Raw genomic sequence first — 19586 nt, 5'->3', positions numbered from 1 at the left:
TAAACTCAACAGGATAGTGCACTTTCATCCAAGCAGTTTGATAGGCAATCATGCCATAAGAAGCTGAATGAGCCTTGTTAAACCCATAGCCAGCGAATTTCTCGATATAACCCCAAACGGTATCAGCAATTTTTTCGGTGTAGCCTTTTTTCTTGGTGCCGTCGAAAAATTTCTTCTTCTCTTTTTTCATGATTTCAATCTTTTTCTTGCCAATAGCCCGGCGCAAAATATCAGCTTCCCCTAGGCTATAACCAGCCATAACATTAGCAATTTGCAAGCATTGTTCTTGGTAAACGGCGATACCATAGGTTTCGGCTAAAATCGGTTTGAGATCATCATGAGGATAATGAATCCGATCCGGGTTTTCTTTACCGGCAATAAAATCATCAATCAGGTCCATGGGGCCTGGCCGGTACAAAGCCACCAAAGCGGCAATATCACTAAATTTGCTAGGTTTTAGATTTTTAGCTACCCGTCGCATGCCGCCAGACTCCATTTGAAACACGCCAATTGTTTCGCCTTTGCTAAATAGCTCATAGACTTTTTTATCGTCCAAATCCAGATTATCAATATCAACATCAATGCCCCGCTCGGCTTTAACAATATCAATGGCTTTTTGCAGGATTGATAAATTACGTAGACCCAAAAAGTCCATTTTCAAAAGCCCGATAGCATCGTCAGAAACATTACAGTCCAAAGCCCGCATATCATACTGAGTGACGATCTTGCCATGTTTTTCCTCTTTTTGGAGAGGACAGTAGTTGGTAAAAGTGGTGGGAGCAACCACCACAGCCGCAGCATGTACTGAAGCGTGACGGACATTGCCCTCAACTTTAATAGCTAAATTGATCAGTTTTCGAAAGGTTGGTGATTCGTAAGCTTCTTTAAATTCTTTAACTGTTTGCAAAGTATCTTTAAGAGAAACCCCAAAGGGAACCATTTTAGCCAGTCGATCAGGGTCAGCATACGGTAAACCTAAAACCCGGCCGATATCGCGAATAGCAGCCCTGGCTTCCATACGGCCAAACGTGATAATCTGGGCAACTTTATCTTCGCCATATTTTTTACGGACATAATCAATGGTTTCATCGCGGCGGTCGTCAGCAAAGTCCATGTCAATATCTGGTGGTGTGGGCCGGGCCGGATTTAAAAAGCGCTCAAACGGTAAATCATGAACCAAAGGATCAAGAGTAGTAATATCTAAAACATAGGAAACTAAAGAACCAGCGGCACTGCCCCGGCCAGGGCCAACTCTAATACCATGCTCTTTGGACCAACGGACAAAATCTTCGTAAATTAAAAAATAAGAAGCAAAACCTTTGTCACAGATGATTTCCAGCTCATAATCAATCCGGTCTTTGTACTCTTCTAATTTTTCCGGGAAGCGGTCATTTATTTTTTTATATGTTAATTCTTTTAAATATGCTTCGTCAGTCATACCTTTAGGAATAGGAAAATGTGGCATGATCCGGTCACCAAGTTTAATGGTGACATTGCACTTTTTAGCTACTTCTAAAGTGTTGGAAATAGCATCAGGAATATCAGCAAACAAAGCTTTCATTTCTTCTTGAGGTCGTAAATAATATGTCGGGGAATTAAGCATAGTCATGCGGTCTGTGTCTTCAACCAGCTTTTTAGTTCCCACTGCAATCAGAGCATCTTGAGCTTCGGCATCATCTTTATCTACATAATGCACATCATTAGCAGCAATCAAGGGAATGCCAAATTTTCGAGACAGCTCAATGATGCCTTTATTAGCAATTTCTAAATCGCTCTCACCTTCATGGCGTTGCAATTCTAAATAAAAATCATCACCAAATAAATCCAGAAATTTTTTTGTGACTTTTTCAGCATTTTTATCATCTTGAGCTAAAATAGCCTGACCAATTTCTCCTTGTACGCAAGCAGAAGTAGCAATGAGACCTTCGTGGAGTTTTTCTAAAATTTCCCAGTCAATTCTAGGTTTGTAATAATAGCCTTCCAGATGAGCAGCAGTCACCAAGCGCATCAAGTTTTTATAGCCTTCATTGTCTTTAGCCAGTAAAACCATGTGATAGCGGATTTTGTCTTTTTGGGTATCGCGGTCAAAACGAGAAGCACGAGCCACGTAAACTTCACAACCTAAAATTGGTTTAATACCGGTTTTGATACAGTTGACGTAAAATTCGTGAATGCCATACATAGCTCCATGATCGGTCAAGGCGATGCTATCCATACCTAAATCTTTAGCTTTCTGAGCCAGGTCTTTAGTTTTGGCAAGACCATCGAGTAATGAGAATTCACTATGATTGTGAAGATGAACAAAGTCAGGCATGATAGTTTTCACGCAATTAGCGTGTGCAACTAGTTTAGACCACTAGGGGTTGAGTGTGAAGAGGGAAAATACGCACAGTAATATTGTGTTATTTTTCATTTTTGATATGGTTAATAAGTATAATAAATAAAAACATATTGCACTCAAAAATATATGCCCATAATATTACCTCCAGAATTTGCCCCAATAAAATTAATAAAAGGAATTGAAGAAGTTGATGATGAAACCTTAAAAAGAATCTTAGTACTAAAAACTTCTAAAGACTTTCCAAATAATTCGGTAATTGAAATTCCTAATGATCCAACTTTTTTACACGTTGATACTCTTAAACTCGAAGGTACAAAAATCCTAGGTAAACCACCAGAAATGTTGTCGGGTTTAACATTGACTGGAGTTAATGTTTTTTTCTGTCATGCCGAAAGTACCAGACATAAAATGTGGACTACGAGGTCGCTTATCTCAATTCCAGCACTTTTATCAGAATTTAAAAAAAGCCATTCATTAGCTGTTGCACTTACCTGCAATCCAGGATCTTTTAAATTGGATAGCGACCTAATTTACCCTATTGGTTCAGCTTGTCCAATTCCGTTTTGTTATAATTATGCAGATAAAGGAATTTCTCTTCAACTTCATTGTGCGTTTATTGAACGTGAAGCGTTTCGTCCGACGTTTTATGTACCAGCAAGATATTTTAACAAAGAATAAATTTATATTTTTTTGTGAAGTAGCTTATTAACTATCTTCGCGTCAGCCTTACCTTGCGTTTCTCGCATCACCTGTCCAACTAAAAATCCTAAGACCTGAGTCTTGCCAGCTTTATACTGCGCAACTATTTGGGGATTGGCTGCTAAAACTTTTTCGATAATCGGCTCTAATTCTGAGGTATCTGAAACTGTTTCGGCTTTTTCTTTAGCAATTTGTTCAATTACTGCTTCAGGTTTTAGTTTTTGCCAATCCACTTTTTTATTTTTAATCGCATTGGCAATAGTTAGTGAATCAATATCTTTACCCTTCCCGGCTTTAATTGTTTCTTCGTAATACTTAGCTAGAACCTCTATGTCGGTTAAAAATTGAGCTGTTTCTCGAGGTAACTTATACTCACTTACAAAACGAGCTAATTTTTCATCAGGTAGTTCTGGCAATTTACTTTTAAGCTCATCAAGTTCCTCGCTTGTAAATTCCATAGGGGGAATGTCTGGTTCAGGAAAATAACGATAATCTTGAGCTTCTTCTTTGCTACGTTGGGAAACAGTTTTATCCACGTCCTCCTGATATCCTCTGGTTTCTTGAGCCGGAGTTTCGCCTTGATCTAAAATATCAGCTTGGCGCTTGGCTTCATAAGCAATAGCTTTTTGGACATAACGAAAAGAATTAATGTTTTTGACTTCGACTTTATAATTTGGTAAGTCTTTATTCGTGTCATGTTGAGGTGAAACCGAAACATCTGAAGAATTAGATCCTTCGCTTTGCTCAGGATGACACATTTTTAGGCTCATATTCACCTCAAGTCTCATTGACCCCTTTTCCATATCGGCATCTGAAACCTTAAGATAGCGGATAATTTTTTGCAATAATTTTAAAAACTCATCAACATCTTCTGTTGACCTAAAATCAGGCTCAGTAACTATTTCAACCAGCGGTACACCGCTTCGGTTAAAATCGACCAGAGTCTTGCCATCTTTATGGACACTTTTACCAGTATCTTCTTCCATGTGGACACGAGTAATGCCAATTTCAGTGCCGCTGCTTAACTTCACCCTACCTTTAAAACAAAGTGGTTGATCATATTGGGAAATCTGGTAACCTTTAGCTAGATCTGGGTAAAAATAGTTTTTACGGTCGAATTTGGAAGTTTTAGCCAACTGGCAATTAAGAGCCAGGCCAATCAGTTGGCACCACTCAATTGCCTTGCGATTGGGTACCGGTAAAGCGCCTGGTAGACCTAAACAAACCGGGCAAGTGTGAGTATTAGGCTTGACTTGAAAATGAGAAGCAGAACAGCCGCAAAACATTTTACTCTTGGTTTTGAGCTCAACATGAATTTCTAAACCGATGATGGGTTGGTATTTATTCATTTTTATTTTCCAATTTTTGATACGTCATTTTTTTAAGGCCTTGCCACCAACTATTGGTAAAATCATCTTGGGTTCTAATATACTCCAAAAGCTCTTTGGCACTTTCTGTTTCTAAGGCTTTGGCTACATTGTCGATCCAGTTTTGCATAGCAAAACCTTGTTCAGATAACTCCTTGGCTCGGATAGCTGTGGCCAGCCATTCAGCATCTTTGGCTACAATTCCTTCTCTGGTGTTACGATGGTCAAATTCAGCCTGATAAGCCAAGATTCGATCTGCAATTTCTTTTGGCAAATTGGAAACTTGTTCTTCCAGAGCTTTTTGTTCACCATCTTTTTTATCCCAATATCTAGAGCTAATCTTATTTTGATCACCTGTTCTTAGTTCGGCATTATCATGAAATAAAACTAAACAAACTGTTTTTTGAGGATCAGCTTGTTCTAAAAAAGCCAAAACATGAGCAATCTGGCACGCACGCACAATATGTGGAGATAAATATTCAGGAAATGGCAAACCAGCTAAAACCGGACCAGAAAGTGTTTGACGATGAAACATCCCGATTTCTGAAAAAAACTTAGCTAGGTTTTGCTTGGTAATTTGATCCATCTTAATTTTGATATGACTTTAATAAAGTTATAGCTTCATCTGGTGTCTGAGCAAATTGATACAGTAAGTTCAATGGTTCTTTGATAAAACCTTTTTGTTCAATTTCTTTAATAAACTCGTTAAGTTTTTGATAAAAATTACCAAGTAAAATCATAGGCGTATTCATCTTAAGCTCGCCAAATTTTTTACGCTGAGTGATTGCCAAAAATTCCAAGATAGTTCCGAGTCCACCAGGCAAAACTAAAAACGCATCACCAATTTCTAAAATTCGTTTATTTTGTGTACCAAAATCTTGATGTGTTTCAGTTTTGGTATAAAAGGTACCAACAAACGGTTCTTTGGCAATTTGAATTGCCCATGATTCGCCTTTATGTTCAAAAGCGCCTTGATTAACTGTGTTCATAACGCCTGGCCCACCACCAGTTATAGTTGTAAAACCATTTTGAGCCAAAGTCTTGCCTACTTGATAGCCAAGATCTAAATACTCTTTAACTTCGCAGGCGCTACAGAAAACACAGATTTTTGTAAGTTTCATAAAATAGGTGTTTGCTGATGCCAGTTAGTAATCTGCTGATAATAATGAGGTAGTTTTAAAACTCTCGCTTCGTCACCCATTTTGCCAATAATTTGTAAACCAACTGGTAAACCATCCACAAAGCCACAAGGGATACTTATGCCAGGTAAACCGGCAATAGAACTGGCTTCGACCAGCACATCTTGCATCTCGCCAAACATGGCTTGGCCCTGTGTTGCTCCCAATGGTAAAGCCAAACTAGGACTAGTTGGAGCAACTAATAAATCAACTTGCTCAAATACTTTTTCAAAATCCTGCATAATTTTGGTGCGGACTTTTTGGGCTTTTTTATAGTAAGCATCATAGTAGCCTACTGATAAAGCAAACGTGCCTAGCATAATCCGGCGTTTAGCTTCATCGCCAAAATAGCTGCGGTCATGACCATAACGAACCCCATCATATCTGGCTAAGTTGGACGAAACTTCGCTACGCTGCAAAATGGTATAAATGGCAATGGCATATTTAGGGTCAAGCAAGCTGACTTTACTAAAGGCAAGTTTGTTATTTTTTTTCAAGCTGTCAATCGCTTGTAAAACTGTTTCATTAACACCCTTTTCAGCTTTGTCTAAAAAATATTCATCAATCACGCCGATTTTTAGTTTATTATCAATATCTAAACTATCTATTTGCCAAGAGTTTTCAGGAATAGTAGTAGCATCATGGCTGTCTTTGCCGGCGATGACAGATAAAACTAAAGCTGCATCTTCAGCAGTTTGGGTAATAGGGCCGGGAGAATCAGTTGAAGAAGCCATGGCTACTACCCCATATCGGGAACAACGGCCATAGCTGGGTTTTAAGCCTGTTACACCGCACCAGGAAGCTGGTTGGCGGATCGATCCAGCCGTTTCGCTACCAATGGCAAAAACAGTCATGGCAGCAGCTTGAGCGGCTGCACTGCCTCCAGATGAACCACCCGGCAAACGCTTAATATCCCAAGGATTTTTAGTAGGACCAAAATCAGAAGTTTCCGTACTAGAGCCATGGGCCCAAGCATCCATATTGGTTTTACCAAGCAGTATCGCACCAGCATCTTTTAGTTTTTGGCTAACGGTTGATTCATAGGTAGGGATATAGTTTTCTAAAACCTTTGATGAGGCGGTAGTTTTTAAGCCTTTAGTTAAAAAATTATCTTTTAAGACAAAAGGTACGCCTTCCAGAGGTTTGCCTTGGGGATTTTGGTCAATTTCTTTAGCCTGCTTGAGAGCTTCTGCTTCGTTAAGGGTAAGAAAAGCACTGAGTTTTTGATCATGTTTTTTAATTTGCTCAAAACATGACTGGACTAGCTCCAAACTAGAAATCTTCTTGGTTTTTAAATCTACTAGTGCTGATTTGACTGTATAGTTCATTGGTAATTATTTAACTTTTTTTGATGGTAGCTGGAACCACAAAGTAACCATCTTGTTTTTTATCAGTTCCCGATAAAGCTTCTTCCTGGCTTAAACTTTCGCCTACTTCATCATCTTTAAAAACATTGGTTAAACCAGTGACCTGGGAAGTTTCCAAAACATCGTTGGTATCTAATTCTTGCAAAACCTCAATATAATTTATTGCTTCGGAGAGCTGGTCTTGAAATTTGGAGATTTCTTCATCAGTCAGTGTCAAATTAGCCAATTTAGCAATATGTTTGACTTCATCTGAGGAAAGCTGTTTTTTACTCATGGAGGTAGTATAGCAAAAAAATTAGCTGATGCTGACCTGATTTTTCGAAAAATCTATAACAATTTTATTTCCGCTTTGTATTTTCCCCTCAATAATTTGCAAAGCTAGTTCATCTAAAATTTCATTTTGAATCACTCGTTTTAAAGGTCTGGCGCCAAAAGCTGGATCAAAGCCAGCCAAAGCTAAATGTTTTTTCAAAGCTTCGGTAAATGTTACAGTAATATCTTGTTTGGCTAAACGTTTAGCAACTAACTTTAGCTGATTATCAACAATTTTGCTAAGCATAACTTGGTTCAAAGCTTGGAACAAAATAATGTCATCAAGCCGATTGATAAACTCAGGTTTAAAACTCTGTTTAACTAGTTCAAAAACTTGATTTTGAAGTTGGTCCTGATCTTTTTTACTTTGCTTGTCGGCATATTCCTGGATCAGCTGGCTGCCAATATTGGAAGTCATAATGATAATGGTATTTTTAAAATTAACGGTTCGACCTCGACCATCAGTCAAACGGCCATCATCCAAGATTTGTAAAAAGATATTAAAGATTTGCGGATGGGCTTTTTCAATCTCGTCAAATAAAATGACTGAAAATGGTTTACGCCGGACAGCTTCAGTTAGTTGGCCGCCTTCATCAAAACCAATATAACCAGGAGGTGCGCCGATCAGACGGGCCACGCTATGTTGCTCGCTATACTCACTCATATCAATGCGAACTAGGGCTCGTTCATCATTAAACAAAACTTCTGCTAAAGCTTTGGCTAGTTCAGTTTTGCCTACACCAGTTGGACCCAAAAACATAAACGAGCCAATAGGCCGGTCTTCTTCAGCAATCCCCGAGCGGGAACGGCGGATAGCATTAGCAACTTCTTTGACAGCTTCATCTTGGCCCACTACCCGTTTATGCAATTCTTGCTCTAATTCAGTCAATTTTTGCGACTCAGATTTTAAAAGCCTTGAAACCGGAATATTGGTCCAAGCCGAAACTACTTCAGCAATATCTTCATCAGTGACTGCTTCTTTGATTAGCTTTTGATCGGTAGGAATCTGATCCCACTTCAGCCCTAGTTCTTTGATTTGTTTTTCAATTTCTGGGATTTGGCCATATTTGATCTTGGCAGCTTCATCAAGCCTTACTTCCCGCTCAGCTTGGTCTAGTTTTGTTTTGGCTTGTTCGATTTCTTCGCGCTTCCCGCTTAGTTGTTCAAACAGTTTTTTTTGACTTTCCCAACGGCTTTTTAAATCAGTAAACTGTTCTTTTTTATTGGCCAAATGTTTACGGACTTCTTCTAGACGATCTTGATTTTTTTCTTTTTTCAAAGCTTTTTCTTCAATCTCCAATTGGGTAATTTCCCGTTGTAGCTGATCCATGTCACTAGGCATGCTTTCAGCTTCAATCTTAAGCCTGCTGGCAGCTTCATCAATCAGATCAATAGCTTTATCTGGCAGAAAGCGGTCAGTGATATAACGGACTGATAGATTAACCGCTGCAATGATGGCATCATCAGTGATAGTAATACCATGATGGACTTCATACTTTTCTTTGAGGCCCCGTAAAATAGCAATACTGTCTTCAGGGCTAGGCTCATCCACAAAGACTGGCTGGAAGCGGCGTTCAAAAGCTGCATCTTTTTCTATGTACTGACGGTATTCTTTAAAAGTAGTGGCGCCAATAGTCCGTAGTTCACCTCGAGCTAGAGCGGGTTTGAGCATATTGGAAGCATCAACTGCGCCTTCAGCTCCACCAGCACCCATTAAGGTATGTAACTCATCAATAAAGAGAATATAGCGGCCTTCGCCTTTTTTAATTTCAGTCAGCAGAGCTTTAAGCCGCTCTTCAAACTCGCCTCGAAATTTTGCTCCTGCTAAAAGTGAAGCTAGATCAAGACTTAGGACATCTTTATTTTTTAAAGTCTCAGGGACATCGCCAGCCGCAATCCGCTGGGCTAAACCTTCGGCAATAGCGGTTTTACCTACTCCCGGATCACCTATCAAAACTGGGTTATTTTTGGTCCGGCGGGACAAAACCTGCATCACTCGCCTGATTTCGCTATTGCGGCCAATCACCGGATCCAGCTTGCCGTCACGGGCTAAGTTAGTAAGATTAATCGTATATTTTTCTAAAACTTGATAAGCTCCTTCAGGATTGGGGTTATCAGCTGATTGATTGCCACGGATAGCCATAATTTCTCTTCTTACTTTATGTATATCAAAGTTTAACTGTTTTAGTATACTTCTGCTTTGGCAGTCTGTCAATGAGAGTGCCAGAAGTAAATGCTCCCGACTAATGTAACTGTCCCCTATTTGTTCAGCTTGTTTAGCAGCTTCCACTAAAACTTGATTAAAGCTTCGGGAAATACGAGGCTCAGTTGCTATTGAAGATTGAGGCAGTTTTTCAATTTCCTGATCTACTTTTTGACTAATTTGACCAACATCTAACCCGGCTCTTTCTAAGACCTGAGAAACAATTCCAGATCTATCTCGAAGCAAAACCTTAAAGAGATGAAGGTCAGAAATTTCAGGATTTTTATTTTTTTGAGCCTGTTCAAAAGCAGCAGCTAAACTTTCCTGAGATTTTTGAGTTAGGTTTTGAAGATTGGGCATCAAAATACTTTATATAGATGTAGATGAACAAAAACAAGCTATTAACATAGCTGCTTTAGCTTTTCGTGCAGTAGAAATATCAGCTTGAATAGCTGCTTGTAAATCCAAACTGTTTGTTGAAACAAGCATATCATTTAGGGAATTAATTTTTTCTTGTAAGTATGTAATTAAACCATTTGGATCAGCAGATTCCCTTAGTGCTTGTAAATCCCTTAATCTTTCCTGAGAAGCAGCGGGAAGTTGCGTTTCAAAAGTTGATAAATGCGCAATATCTTGATCTAAAATAGCTAATGCTTGAACGTTACAATCTTGTGGAGATAATGTTTCAGACATATTGTCACAATATAAGCAGGTTATTGTTTTTTTAAATTTATAACTAACTCATTGCTTCCAATGCTTTGATTCGCTGCTCAATAGGTGGATGGGTCATAAATAACGTAGCAAACCAGCCCACGCCACCATGACGGTTCTTCAAAGGATTGGTAATGTATAAATGAGCAGTAGCTTTGTTGGCCGCCTCCAGAGGCTCCTGGTCAGCATCGAGTTTTCTTAGGGCATTTATAAGTCCTGAAGGTTGTCTTGTCAACTTTACTGCCGAAGCGTCAGCTAAAGATTCTCTTTGTCTTGATAAAGCTAATTTAATAAGTTGAGCAATTAAAGGTGAAAGCAGAGCTAAAACTACTCCAATCAACCCAATAACCATACGTAACTGACCTTCCTGTCCCTTACTATTACTACGCTTACCATAAAACGAAGCCCGCAAAAACCAATCTGCTAAAAGCGTTACAAAGCCAACCAAAATAGTTACGATTGACATCAAGCGAATATCATAATTTTGAATATGAGATAACTCGTGAGCAATTACTCCTTCCAGTTCGGTTCTATCTAATCTCTGAAGAATACCAGTTGTGGCACAAACTACGGCATGTTGCGGATCTCGACCTGTGGCAAACGCGTTCATGGCTGTGTCATCAATGACATAAAGCTTTGGCATGGGAATACGGGCAACCATAACCAAGTTTTCCGTAGCGGTGTAAAAGTTGAAAAACTCTTGGCGAGTAGCCGGACGAGCTTTAGAGATGGTTAAAATAATCTTGTCACTATACCAATAGCTGCCAAAGCTCATAATGCCGGAAATAATCAGAGCTAAACCCACGAAGCCAGTGCCATAATCCATGGCTTCGCCTATAACCCAGGCAAAAACTGAAATAAATACTACAAATAAAACCATGATTATCCAGGTTTTACGTTTGTTACTGGCTGTGGCTTCATAAACATTCAACATACAATGCAATTGTTTGAAAAACTAATGCTTACAAAAATCCTGGAGAACTACAAAGCATAGCTCTCCAGGATGATAAATTATTATAATTCTACTTTTGGAGCCTTGGTTTCGGCAGCTGAAACAGACAAAGCTTCTTCAGCGTCAGCCATCTTGAGGCCTGGTTGTTTTTTAAAGCCAAAAATCATAGCTACAAAATTACTGGGAATGGAAACGATTTTCATATTGTAGTCAGCTGTCAGGTCAATTAAGGTTCGGCGGGAATACATGACTTTATCAGCAGTATCACGCAACTCTTCCATGAGTTTTTGAGTAGATTCAGAAGCTTTCAGCTCGGGAGTCGATTCAAACAAAGCGTTGATTGGAGCCATAGCTTTTTGTAAAGCCGTACTAGCATCAACCAAAGCTTGAGCATCACCGCCTTTACCCACTGCATCCATGACACCTTTACGAGCGTCGGTAATAGCTTTAAAGATATCTTTCTCATGCTTCATGTAACCTTTAACGCTAGCCACTAAGTTAGGGATTAAATCAGCCTGTCTTTTTAGCTGATTACCAATTTCTTGGATAGAAGCTTCAATTTGAGTTTTAACTTGAACAAAGTTGTTATAGGTAGCAAATAGCCAGATTGCAATCAAAACTATTGCTCCCAAAATGATGTATGGAATCATATATCTACGCAACCTGTTAAAATTTGATTGCGTTCCAAAAACTTTTTAATTACCACTACTATACCACAATTTTTACATTCTTAGCAATTAGGAGCTTTGTCTGCTAATTGCAATGATTGTTTTTAGATCGTAAATAAATTATAATTCAACTCTGTTATAAACAGTAATATATTTTATATGGCTAATTTACAAGAATCTAGGCAAAGAGGTAACTTGAGTCCTGAAGAACTTAGAGCGATAATAAATTTTAGAGTTGAAACTGGAAATAATGATATACGTGTGAGTAAGGACACACTACATGAAATAGCTATGGGTTTAAGGAACCCAAATGAACAAGTAGAAGATTAATTTTTTTGGGGTTGTAGCTCAGTTGGTTAGAGCGTCCGCCTGTCACGCGGAAGGCCGCGGGTTCGAGTCCCGTCAACCCCGCTCAACGGGACACCTATGGTGTCCTTTTGTAATATATATTGGTAAATCGGACTAATACTGTGGTTCAAACTCCCGCTATAATCCCACTCTAAACCACTAGGAAAGATTGAGCCCAGCAATACCCTGATCTGGTTGGGATTTGACTCCTGGTAGGTTTTTCCTAAATCAGCCAACTTAGTTTTCAAGAAATCTGTAAGTTTATTGATGTCATAGCTATCAAACCTTGACTCCTCTTTTAGTAGTTGCAGCCGAGTTAAGCTATCTTCCAAGATTTTGGCTTGTTCTTTGTAAATTTCATCAGAGTAGAGACCTTCTAAATTCTTTGCAACTAAGACTTTCCGTTTTGCCCGGATTTCATCTACTTTTTTATCTATTTCCCTTTCTCTGTTTTCTAGTAAGGTTTTTCTTTTATTAAAAATAGCAACAATGCTGTTTATAAATTGGTTGAGCGTTTCAGGTTTGGGTGTAATTTGTTTTAACAGATTTTCTACAGCGCTTTCTAACTCAACTGCTTTTATAGATTTTCCAGTACAGGCTTTACCGCAGCGGTAGTATGGATATTTGGCATTTCTACCCTTACTCCAGCCAGCGGTTAGGCCAGTACCACAACGTTGGCATCTTACGATTCTTTTTAGCGGAAAATCTGAATTATCTGAGCTTCTTTGAGATAAGGGAATTTTAGTAAGGTTACGACCATCCAGAATAGATTGAACTTTATAAAATATAGCTTCAGAAACCATAGGTTGATGCTGCCCTTGTACCTCCTCTGGGTACTTGGTAGATGTGATAATACCGATATAAAACTTTGATCTAAAAATTCTTTGTACTGTTTGGGCTCTTACTGTATATTTTTTGCCGCTGTAAGTAGCCCCGATATTCCAGGAATCCATAATTTTGGCCATCTCTCGTAAGCTTTTAGTGCCGGTTGCCATAAGCTCCCAAGCGTCAATCATTTTGTCCCAGACCTCTAAATCTTTTTCTACTTTACCGTTTTTTAAAATATAACCCAATGGTGGTTTATTTAGGGGAAGTCCAGATAAAAACCGCGCCCGCAATCCATTTCTGGCGCGTTCGCTCCTAATATCATTGTCGAGCTGGGCAAAGCCAGCCAGAATAGTTTCGATCAGCTTTTCTGTAGGACTATCTCCTGTCGGCTCGGTTGCTGAAAATATGGTTGTACCTGCTTCTGCCAACCTTTTTCTTATAGCAAGGTAATCTGAAGTTTGCCTTGAAACCCTATCCAGTCTGTAAACAAACAGGCCTTGTACCTTATTTTTCTTTTTTCGGCAAAATTCCAAAAGCTCTATTAAAACCGGCCTACCGGAGATAGATTTAGCTGATCTGCCTTCTTCTCTAAAAACCCTGGTTATTACATATCCCTTTTTCTCAGCCTCTTTGCAACATATTTCTTCTTGTGTACTTAAAGAAAAATTATCAACTTGTTCTTCAGTCGAAACTCTGAGGTAGATTACTGCCCTTTTGCCTGTTTCGGGAATTACATCTTGATCAAATACTTTCATAAGCCACTTTCTTTCAAGAGTTGCAGCAAAGTTTTGCCTTCAAATATTTGCATTTCAAATTCATCCAACCAAGTAAGTGATAAGTATTTTATTTCAGTAACTATGCTTTTCAGCTCCTGCTTTGAAAATAAAGCTGCTACTCTACCCATGGTTTTTTTAGCTTCTATTATTTCTCTATCTTGCTCTAAAGGGATTGGCAGTAATGCTTCAATGGCTTGTTCATCGTCTATGAATGGTTTTTTGTACTGCTTGTCTAAACTATTCCCAGAATTATTTTCAAATACTAATGCTTGTTGTCCATTGGTACATTCCATATCTGTTAAATAACCATATATGACTAGTTAGAGTATATGACCATATATGGTTAGTGTCAAGAGTAATTTATTGAAATTGCAGATGCTTTTGCAAAATAATCAACTCTCAAGTATGATTCACTCAAAGTGATCATTTAAAATTAACGAACTGAACTGTCCATGCATGACAGTATGTGGGAGAACAACTACTTTCTTAAAACTCTTAAACAACAAGCCTTCTTAGTTGATAAATTTTTAAATCCATACTTTATTCAAATTTCTACAACTTTTAATTTATATAAGCCTTTATTGACCTTTTTTCTGATAGCTGTTTTTTTAGTTTGGGTAATATTTCAATTTATTAAACTTGTCCTAGTGTGGAAAGAAAAAAACAAACCCATAAGCATTTTAGAAATTATTCCCCCCTCTTCTACCCAGCAAAGCCAATTAACTACGATCCGTTTGTTTGATTCTGTTTATGGTCTATTAAAACAGCGTTCATGGACCATGAATTTTTTTGATCTGTATAAATCATATGCATTTGAAATTCTCTCGACTAAAAATGATGGGATTAAGTATTTGCTCAGAGTGTCCAAGGAAGATGCGACTATTATTAGAAAAACCATTATCTCATATTTGCCAGGGATTGAAGTTAAAAATGCCAGTGATTACCTTGAGACCAATATTATTAATTACCAAGTAACTGATTTTAAGCTGACCAAACACCTGGCTTTTCCGCTAAAAAAGCAAGATAGTTTAAAAGAGTATGATCCTATTGCCTATATTACTGGCTCTATGACTAAGTTGACTGAGCATGAGCTAGTAGCCTTTCAATGTATTGTTTCACCGGTTAACGGAAGCATTAACAAAGCTATCAACAAACTACGCAACCTTTTTCTTAAAAACAGTGATGTGCTCACCATGCTAAGCAATCCTGAATCATTACACAGTGGCTACCCGTTCATCTTCCAGTTAATTGTGCAAGTTGCCTTACTTCCGGTTGGTCTGCTAGTTTTGATTTTTACTGGCGGTCGGGAAGGCCCTTTTTTGCCAATCGCAGCTACAGCTAGGCCACGATACGAAAGCACTTATAAGGACATCATTGAATCCCAAATCAAGCAAAAGATGGACCAGCCGCTTTTTGCTACCTCTCTGCGCCTACTTGTCCTATCAAAGTCGACTATGACTAAAGCAAAAGTGAGAAAAGGTTTTGTAGCAGCCCTTGCCCCTTTTGCCAATGGCGCCTACCAATCCCTTAAACCAAAAAAATATCTCAAGCTGCAAGTGGTAAGAAACATGTTATTTTGGCTATATCAGCACAGGTTGCTAACCCCTTTTAACAAGTTCGTTCTTTCTGTAACTGAGCTGTCCGATCTGTACCATTTTCCCTATACCAGAACCACTAAAACAGAAAACATAAGTAAAAATTTTAGCAAGCAATTACCGGCCCCTTTATCCTTAAAACAACAGAAAAACAAAGATATCTATTTTGCCAACAATGTATACGGCGGCTCACGTACTCCAATTGGCTTAACTACTGATGAGCGCCGCCGCCATGTGTATATCTTAGGGGCTACTGGTACTGGTAAAACTACCATGCTGCTTTCGATGATCAAACAGGATTTAGAACATGGCAAAGGATTGGCTGTATTAGATCCTCATGGAGATTTGACTGAGCAGATTCTCTCAACTATTCCCAGAAATAGGCTTCCTGATGTAGTTTACTTTAATCCCGATGATATTGGTTATCCGATTGGCATTAACCTGCTAGAGCTGACTCCAGGTCTAGATCCAGAAAGCGCCCTACGGGAAAAAGAATTTATCGCCGAAAGTATTATTTCCGTGTTTCACAAAATTTATACAGACAAGTATTCCGGGCCACGGATGGAGTATATCTTGCGCAATACAATCCATACTGCTTTTACCGTACCTGGGGCCACTTTATTTACCATTTATAAACTCCTAATAAATACGAGTTTTAGAAAATCGGTGACCAGAAATATAACTGATGAAAATCTGAAAGACTTTTGGCGCTATGAATTTGCCAAAGCTGGCGATTACCAAAAGGTAAAAATGATCTCACCGATTACAAATAAGATTGGCCGCTTTTTATTCTCTCCAACTGCTAAACGGATTTTGGACCAGGAAAAATCCACTATCAGCTTTGACTCGATCTTAAATGACGGCAAGATTCTGCTGGCTAATCTGTCTAAGGGAAAAATCGGCGAAGATAATTCCAATGTTTTTGGAGTACTGTTAATGGCAAAAATCCAGCTAGCTGCTTTAAAACGGGCACGTATCCCTGAAAAAAAACGCAGAGATTTTTACCTATATGTTGATGAGTTTCAAAACTTTGCTACTCCAGCTTTTGCCCAAATTCTATCTGAAGCTAGAAAATACCGCTTAAGTGCCATCCTGGCCCATCAAACTACTTCCCAACTGGAAGAAACTTCTTTGGTCAATGTGACTTTGGCTAACACCGGCACGGTCATTTGTTTCCGTACAGCCAATCCTGAAGATGAGCGGATGATCCTACCTCAATTTAGGCCCTATATTGATAAAGGCGAGATTGCCAGCCTACCTTCATATCACTTCTATATGCGTTTAGGAGCCTTGCATCCTGAGGAGCCGTTTTCAGGTATTACTACTCCAGTTAAGCTTTCTTATTCTCAAAACAGGGTCAATGAGGTAATTGCTTCTTCCAGAAATCTATATGCTAAGAAATGGATAGAGCCTAAAAAAAATGATATTCAAGCTGCTCCAAGGATTGCTAAAAAAACTTTTAAAAAACAAAGTAAGAGCTTTGCTTTATTGCCCTAGCTGGCTGGGGGTATCTAAAAGCAATATTGTCTTACTATAGCAATTAATTAAGGTTTCTTTTTTTACCTATATACCCTTATAGATAAGGGGAGGTAATAATTATTACAAGTATGGAGCTTCCAAATATTACACCACGGCAACATGACATACTGCTACTGCTATACCGTTTCCGTTTCCTAAACCGCCTGCAATTGCAAAATCTACTACACCACAAAGACCATAAAACCATTAATACCTGGTTGAAAGACTTAACCCAAAAAAATATCACTGGTCGAATTTATTCGCATAAACTCAAAGAAAATACCAAACCGGCAATATACTATTTAGCAACTAAAAGTAAGCATTACCTAGCTAGCCAGAATCAAGTTAACCCTAAATTACTAAATCGGGCCTATCGGGAGAAATATCGCTCTCAAAAATTTATTAACCACTGTTTGCAACTGGCTGATTTTTATCTTGAGTTGCTAAAAACTACTGAAAAAAATGGAATCTTACATTTTTTTACTAAAACTGATCTATCGACCCACTACTACCTGCCCTATAACCGGCCAGATGCCTACATTGCCAGACAAAATGGCAAAACCATAAAACGCTACTTTCTGGAAATAATTGATGAAGACACACCACGATTTATGCTCAGAAAAAAGATTGGGCAATACATTGACTATTATTTTTCCGAAAAATGGCAAAGAAAAACCCATCATCCTTTTCCTGCCATTTTAATAATCTGTCCGAATGAAACAATGGATGATTTTCTCAAAAAATACATTGCTCAGTCTCTAGAGGAAGAACCTGAGGCTGATATAGATTTTTATCTGAGTTTAAAAGATAAGATTAGTTGGGGAAATACACTGAAATAATAATGATATACTTAACTTATGAAAACAAATTTTTATAATAAAGTTGCAAAAAAATTTGGCGGTTATGGTTTTAGTAATAGTCAGGAGAAATATTTTTCAGAATATCCTCATGGTGATCCGGAAGAAGTTTTTAAAAAGAAATTATTAGACTTAGCCACTAAAAAAACTAAGGCTCTTGATGTGGGTTGTGGTGATTGTAAATTTGCTTTTCAAATAGCCAATCATTTTCAAGCTATTACTGGTATTGACACATCCGAAGAACTTTTAAAAATTGCCCAAATTAAGCAAGAAGAATTAAAAGTGAAAAATATTACTTTTACAAATGAAGATGCTAGTAACACTTCCTTTAAAAACAATTCTTTTGAATTAGTTTTTTCTCGTCGTGGGCCTACCCCTTATCCCGAATTTAAACGCCTTTTAAAATCTGGAGGTCATTTTGTGGGAATCGAAATTGGTGAAAAAGATTGTCAAGCCATAAAAGAAATTTTTGGCCGAGGCCAAGGCTATAAAAAGTGGGATAAATCCAGACTAGAAATTGATAAGCAAAAATTAATTGATTTAGGTTTTGAAATTGTATTTGCTCAAGATTATTTTTATTCTGAATACTATGCTAGCTATTATGACTTAGATTTATTTTTACAAGGGGTGCCAATTTTTGAGGACTTTGATTCTGAGAAAGATAAACAATTATTAGAAACATATGTTGGAAAATCCAAAACAAAAAAAGGTATTAAACTTCCAAGACATAGAATAGTTATGGTTGCTAAAAGTATTTAATTAAGGATTGTTGTTAACGATCACAAAAAAGGCTGAACATTTTTTAAGTGTTCAGCCTTAGTTTTAACTATTGCGCTTATACTCCTCAAGCCCTTCGGGAGTTTTAATGTATTGATTCATTAGCTTCTCACCTTTATCTGAGCCAAACGGGATAAATTCCATTGGCTTACCATAGACTATATGCCGAAACTCTTTTAACCTAAAATCAACGGTATATCCCTTAAAAACTGGTAGTTTTCTCATAATTATTTCCTTTCCTTTGATTATATACATAACTATCTTTGGCCAGACTTAATCCTTGAAAGCGGTTGTGGCCTAAAATACAAATCCCGTTCTACCCTTAGACCAAGTGGTCCCCGCACATTTTCCAATTCTTTCAGGCTAAAGTATCCCAGCTCCGGAAAATCTCCCACTACATAGCCAAAGAACATATCATTGCCGTCAAACTCAGTTACGTACCAAGTCCAACCGGTTCCAGGCAAGAAAAACTTACATCTCACCAACGGATCTTTACTATACTCTGTTCCATACAGAGTCGGAATGGTTTTTACTAATGAATCAGGAATGAGCAACATATACCCATCCTCCTATCTACTGCAGGAATAGTAATCAAGCACCAAGCTTGCAGCTAGCTCACTGCTCAACCATTCCTACTACACACGAAGTCAAGGTATGGCATTTGTGTCCTGATTTTTTTGAAGGATGCAAATGCTGTGCCTTGACCGTGTGACACAATAAAAAAGCAGTGAGCTAAAAGACTCTTAGATATAATTTATTATTTATATATAAACAATATTGAAGTAAAATTTACTTTATGAAAACAGTTTTCCAGAATATTAAATTAAAAGCGGACGAAATTGAACAACTACTAAAGAACCTATTGTTAAATTATTCGACGATAATACATGGTGAACAGTTCATGTTCTGATGTTATTTCGTTAGCTGGAGATTATTCATTCGCTCTTTAAATTAAATGATACCGCTCATTAATCCCTAGTCTTTAGACTAGAGGTGAAAGATTAGTTCTGGCATAATTTCTGGTATGGGACTCAAATATTGGATGGGTGCTCATACCAAGCATAGGTTGCTTTACCATCTAGTATTCAT

Annotated in this window: 18 protein-coding genes, 1 tRNA gene and 2 pseudogenes; 6 read left to right on the top strand and 15 right to left on the bottom strand. The window is 38.1% G+C overall.

Annotated elements, in window-relative coordinates:
- Positions 1-2314, bottom strand: a 2314-nt coding sequence (gene dnaE, locus GYA49_04360) for a DNA polymerase III subunit alpha (GenBank protein NMC36250.1), incomplete at its 3' end; no start/stop codon positions are given.
- Between the two features lie 153 nt (positions 2315-2467).
- On the opposite strand from dnaE, the gene GYA49_04355 reads away from it, so the two are divergent.
- Positions 2468-3019 (top strand): hypothetical protein, encoded by a 552-nt coding sequence (locus tag GYA49_04355; protein NMC36249.1) that lies wholly within the window; start codon positions 2468-2470, stop codon positions 3017-3019.
- 2 nt (positions 3020-3021) lie between these two features.
- Here GYA49_04355 and gatB read toward each other — a convergent pair whose 3' ends face one another.
- The 9 genes from gatB to GYA49_04310 all read right to left on the bottom strand — a co-directional run bounded on the left by gatB (position 3022) and on the right by GYA49_04310 (position 11780).
- Positions 3022-4389 carry an Asp-tRNA(Asn)/Glu-tRNA(Gln) amidotransferase subunit GatB gene (gatB, locus tag GYA49_04350; GenBank protein NMC36248.1) on the bottom strand — a complete coding sequence of 456 codons (1368 nt, stop codon included), beginning with the start codon at positions 4387-4389 and terminating at the stop codon, positions 3022-3024.
- Positions 4382-4993 (bottom strand): HD domain-containing protein, encoded by a 612-nt coding sequence (locus GYA49_04345; protein ID NMC36247.1) that lies wholly within the window; start codon positions 4991-4993, stop codon positions 4382-4384. The genes gatB and GYA49_04345 overlap by 8 nt, the downstream gene beginning before the upstream one ends.
- Position 4994: 1 nt before the next feature.
- Positions 4995-5528, bottom strand: a complete 534-nt coding sequence (locus tag GYA49_04340) for an LOG family protein (protein ID NMC36246.1) — start codon at positions 5526-5528, stop codon at positions 4995-4997.
- A complete protein-coding gene (gene gatA, locus GYA49_04335) occupies positions 5525-6913 on the bottom strand; it encodes an Asp-tRNA(Asn)/Glu-tRNA(Gln) amidotransferase subunit GatA (GenBank protein NMC36245.1) in 1389 nt (462 codons plus the stop codon). Before gatA ends, GYA49_04340 begins: the two co-directional genes overlap by 4 nt.
- Before the next feature lie 10 nt (positions 6914-6923).
- On the bottom strand, positions 6924-7226 hold the full coding sequence (gene gatC / locus GYA49_04330; protein ID NMC36244.1) for an Asp-tRNA(Asn)/Glu-tRNA(Gln) amidotransferase subunit GatC: 303 nt from the start codon (positions 7224-7226) through the stop codon (positions 6924-6926).
- A gap of 21 nt (positions 7227-7247) precedes the next feature.
- A complete protein-coding gene (gene clpB / locus GYA49_04325; protein NMC36243.1) occupies positions 7248-9827 on the bottom strand; it encodes an ATP-dependent chaperone ClpB in 2580 nt (859 codons plus the stop codon).
- Between the two features lie 9 nt (positions 9828-9836).
- Positions 9837-10160, bottom strand: a complete 324-nt coding sequence (locus GYA49_04320; protein NMC36242.1) for a hypothetical protein — start codon at positions 10158-10160, stop codon at positions 9837-9839.
- Between the two features lie 43 nt (positions 10161-10203).
- Entirely contained in the window at positions 10204-11112 is a 909-nt protein-coding gene (locus tag GYA49_04315) for a M48 family metallopeptidase (GenBank protein NMC36241.1), read from the bottom strand.
- An 80-nt stretch (positions 11113-11192) separates the two neighbouring features.
- Positions 11193-11780: a LemA family protein gene (locus GYA49_04310; GenBank protein NMC36240.1), complete on the bottom strand. Its 588-nt coding sequence runs from the start codon at positions 11778-11780 to the stop codon at positions 11193-11195.
- A gap of 177 nt (positions 11781-11957) precedes the next feature.
- Here GYA49_04310 and GYA49_04305 point away from each other — a divergent pair, with 177 nt between their 5' ends.
- Both GYA49_04305 and GYA49_04300 read left to right on the top strand, forming a co-directional pair.
- The gene (locus GYA49_04305) at positions 11958-12128 is read left to right on the top strand and encodes a hypothetical protein (GenBank protein ID NMC36239.1); all 171 of its coding nucleotides are present in this window, start codon (positions 11958-11960) and stop codon (positions 12126-12128) included.
- A 7-nt stretch (positions 12129-12135) separates the two neighbouring features.
- Positions 12136-12209: transfer RNA gene (locus GYA49_04300), tRNA-Asp, on the top strand.
- A 689-nt stretch (positions 12210-12898) separates the two neighbouring features.
- Here GYA49_04300 and GYA49_04295 read toward each other — a convergent pair.
- The 3 genes and pseudogenes from GYA49_04295 to GYA49_04285 all read right to left on the bottom strand — a co-directional run bounded on the left by GYA49_04295 (position 12899) and on the right by GYA49_04285 (position 14043).
- Positions 12899-13162, bottom strand: a pseudogene (locus GYA49_04295) (hypothetical protein).
- Positions 13163-13252: 90 nt separating this feature from the next.
- Positions 13253-13729, bottom strand: a pseudogene (locus GYA49_04290) (recombinase family protein).
- Positions 13726-14043: a hypothetical protein gene (locus GYA49_04285; protein NMC36238.1), complete on the bottom strand. Its 318-nt coding sequence runs from the start codon at positions 14041-14043 to the stop codon at positions 13726-13728. Before GYA49_04285 ends, GYA49_04290 begins: the two are co-directional and overlap by 4 nt.
- A gap of 171 nt (positions 14044-14214) precedes the next feature.
- Between GYA49_04285 and GYA49_04280 the strand changes: the two genes are divergently transcribed.
- The 3 genes from GYA49_04280 to GYA49_04270 all read left to right on the top strand — a co-directional run bounded on the left by GYA49_04280 (position 14215) and on the right by GYA49_04270 (position 18479).
- The gene (locus tag GYA49_04280; GenBank protein ID NMC36237.1) at positions 14215-16842 is read left to right on the top strand and encodes an ATP-binding protein; all 2628 of its coding nucleotides are present in this window, start codon (positions 14215-14217) and stop codon (positions 16840-16842) included.
- A gap of 110 nt (positions 16843-16952) precedes the next feature.
- A complete protein-coding gene (locus tag GYA49_04275) occupies positions 16953-17702 on the top strand; it encodes a hypothetical protein (GenBank protein NMC36236.1) in 750 nt (249 codons plus the stop codon).
- 18 nt (positions 17703-17720) lie between these two features.
- Positions 17721-18479: a methyltransferase domain-containing protein gene (locus tag GYA49_04270; protein ID NMC36235.1), complete on the top strand. Its 759-nt coding sequence runs from the start codon at positions 17721-17723 to the stop codon at positions 18477-18479.
- A 63-nt stretch (positions 18480-18542) separates the two neighbouring features.
- Here GYA49_04270 and GYA49_04265 read toward each other — a convergent pair whose 3' ends face one another.
- Together GYA49_04265 and GYA49_04260 are read right to left on the bottom strand one after the other, a co-directional pair.
- The gene (locus GYA49_04265) at positions 18543-18722 is read right to left on the bottom strand and encodes a hypothetical protein (GenBank protein NMC36234.1); all 180 of its coding nucleotides are present in this window, start codon (positions 18720-18722) and stop codon (positions 18543-18545) included.
- Between the two features lie 32 nt (positions 18723-18754).
- Positions 18755-19054, bottom strand: a complete 300-nt coding sequence (locus GYA49_04260) for a DUF2958 domain-containing protein (GenBank protein ID NMC36233.1) — start codon at positions 19052-19054, stop codon at positions 18755-18757.
- Positions 19055-19586 lie beyond the last annotated feature (532 nt).

The organism is Candidatus Beckwithbacteria bacterium (assembly GCA_012797845.1).
Classification (GTDB): domain Bacteria; phylum Patescibacteriota; class Microgenomatia; order UBA1400; family UBA1449; genus JAAZOH01.
This window is presented reverse-complemented; position numbering and strand designations above follow the sequence as displayed.

Excerpts from the sequence above, each read along its gene's own strand:
- GYA49_04355 (NMC36249.1), top strand. The coding sequence starts at position 2,468 with ATGCCCATAATATTACCTCCAGAATTTGCCCCAATAAAATTAATAAAA.
- gatB (NMC36248.1), bottom strand. The coding sequence starts at position 4,389 with ATGAATAAATACCAACCCATCATCGGTTTAGAAATTCATGTTGAGCTC.
- GYA49_04345 (NMC36247.1), bottom strand. The coding sequence starts at position 4,993 with ATGGATCAAATTACCAAGCAAAACCTAGCTAAGTTTTTTTCAGAAATC.
- GYA49_04340 (NMC36246.1), bottom strand. The coding sequence starts at position 5,528 with ATGAAACTTACAAAAATCTGTGTTTTCTGTAGCGCCTGCGAAGTTAAA.
- gatA (NMC36245.1), bottom strand. The coding sequence starts at position 6,913 with ATGAACTATACAGTCAAATCAGCACTAGTAGATTTAAAAACCAAGAAG.
- gatC (NMC36244.1), bottom strand. The coding sequence starts at position 7,226 with ATGAGTAAAAAACAGCTTTCCTCAGATGAAGTCAAACATATTGCTAAA.
- clpB (NMC36243.1), bottom strand. The coding sequence starts at position 9,827 with ATGCCCAATCTTCAAAACCTAACTCAAAAATCTCAGGAAAGTTTAGCT.
- GYA49_04320 (NMC36242.1), bottom strand. The coding sequence starts at position 10,160 with ATGTCTGAAACATTATCTCCACAAGATTGTAACGTTCAAGCATTAGCT.
- GYA49_04315 (NMC36241.1), bottom strand. The coding sequence starts at position 11,112 with ATGTTGAATGTTTATGAAGCCACAGCCAGTAACAAACGTAAAACCTGG.
- GYA49_04310 (NMC36240.1), bottom strand. The coding sequence starts at position 11,780 with ATGATTCCATACATCATTTTGGGAGCAATAGTTTTGATTGCAATCTGG.
- GYA49_04305 (NMC36239.1), top strand. The coding sequence starts at position 11,958 with ATGGCTAATTTACAAGAATCTAGGCAAAGAGGTAACTTGAGTCCTGAA.
- GYA49_04285 (NMC36238.1), bottom strand. The coding sequence starts at position 14,043 with ATGGAATGTACCAATGGACAACAAGCATTAGTATTTGAAAATAATTCT.
- GYA49_04280 (NMC36237.1), top strand. The coding sequence starts at position 14,215 with ATGTGGGAGAACAACTACTTTCTTAAAACTCTTAAACAACAAGCCTTC.
- GYA49_04275 (NMC36236.1), top strand. The coding sequence starts at position 16,953 with ATGGAGCTTCCAAATATTACACCACGGCAACATGACATACTGCTACTG.
- GYA49_04270 (NMC36235.1), top strand. The coding sequence starts at position 17,721 with ATGAAAACAAATTTTTATAATAAAGTTGCAAAAAAATTTGGCGGTTAT.
- GYA49_04265 (NMC36234.1), bottom strand. The coding sequence starts at position 18,722 with ATGAGAAAACTACCAGTTTTTAAGGGATATACCGTTGATTTTAGGTTA.
- GYA49_04260 (NMC36233.1), bottom strand. The coding sequence starts at position 19,054 with ATGTTGCTCATTCCTGATTCATTAGTAAAAACCATTCCGACTCTGTAT.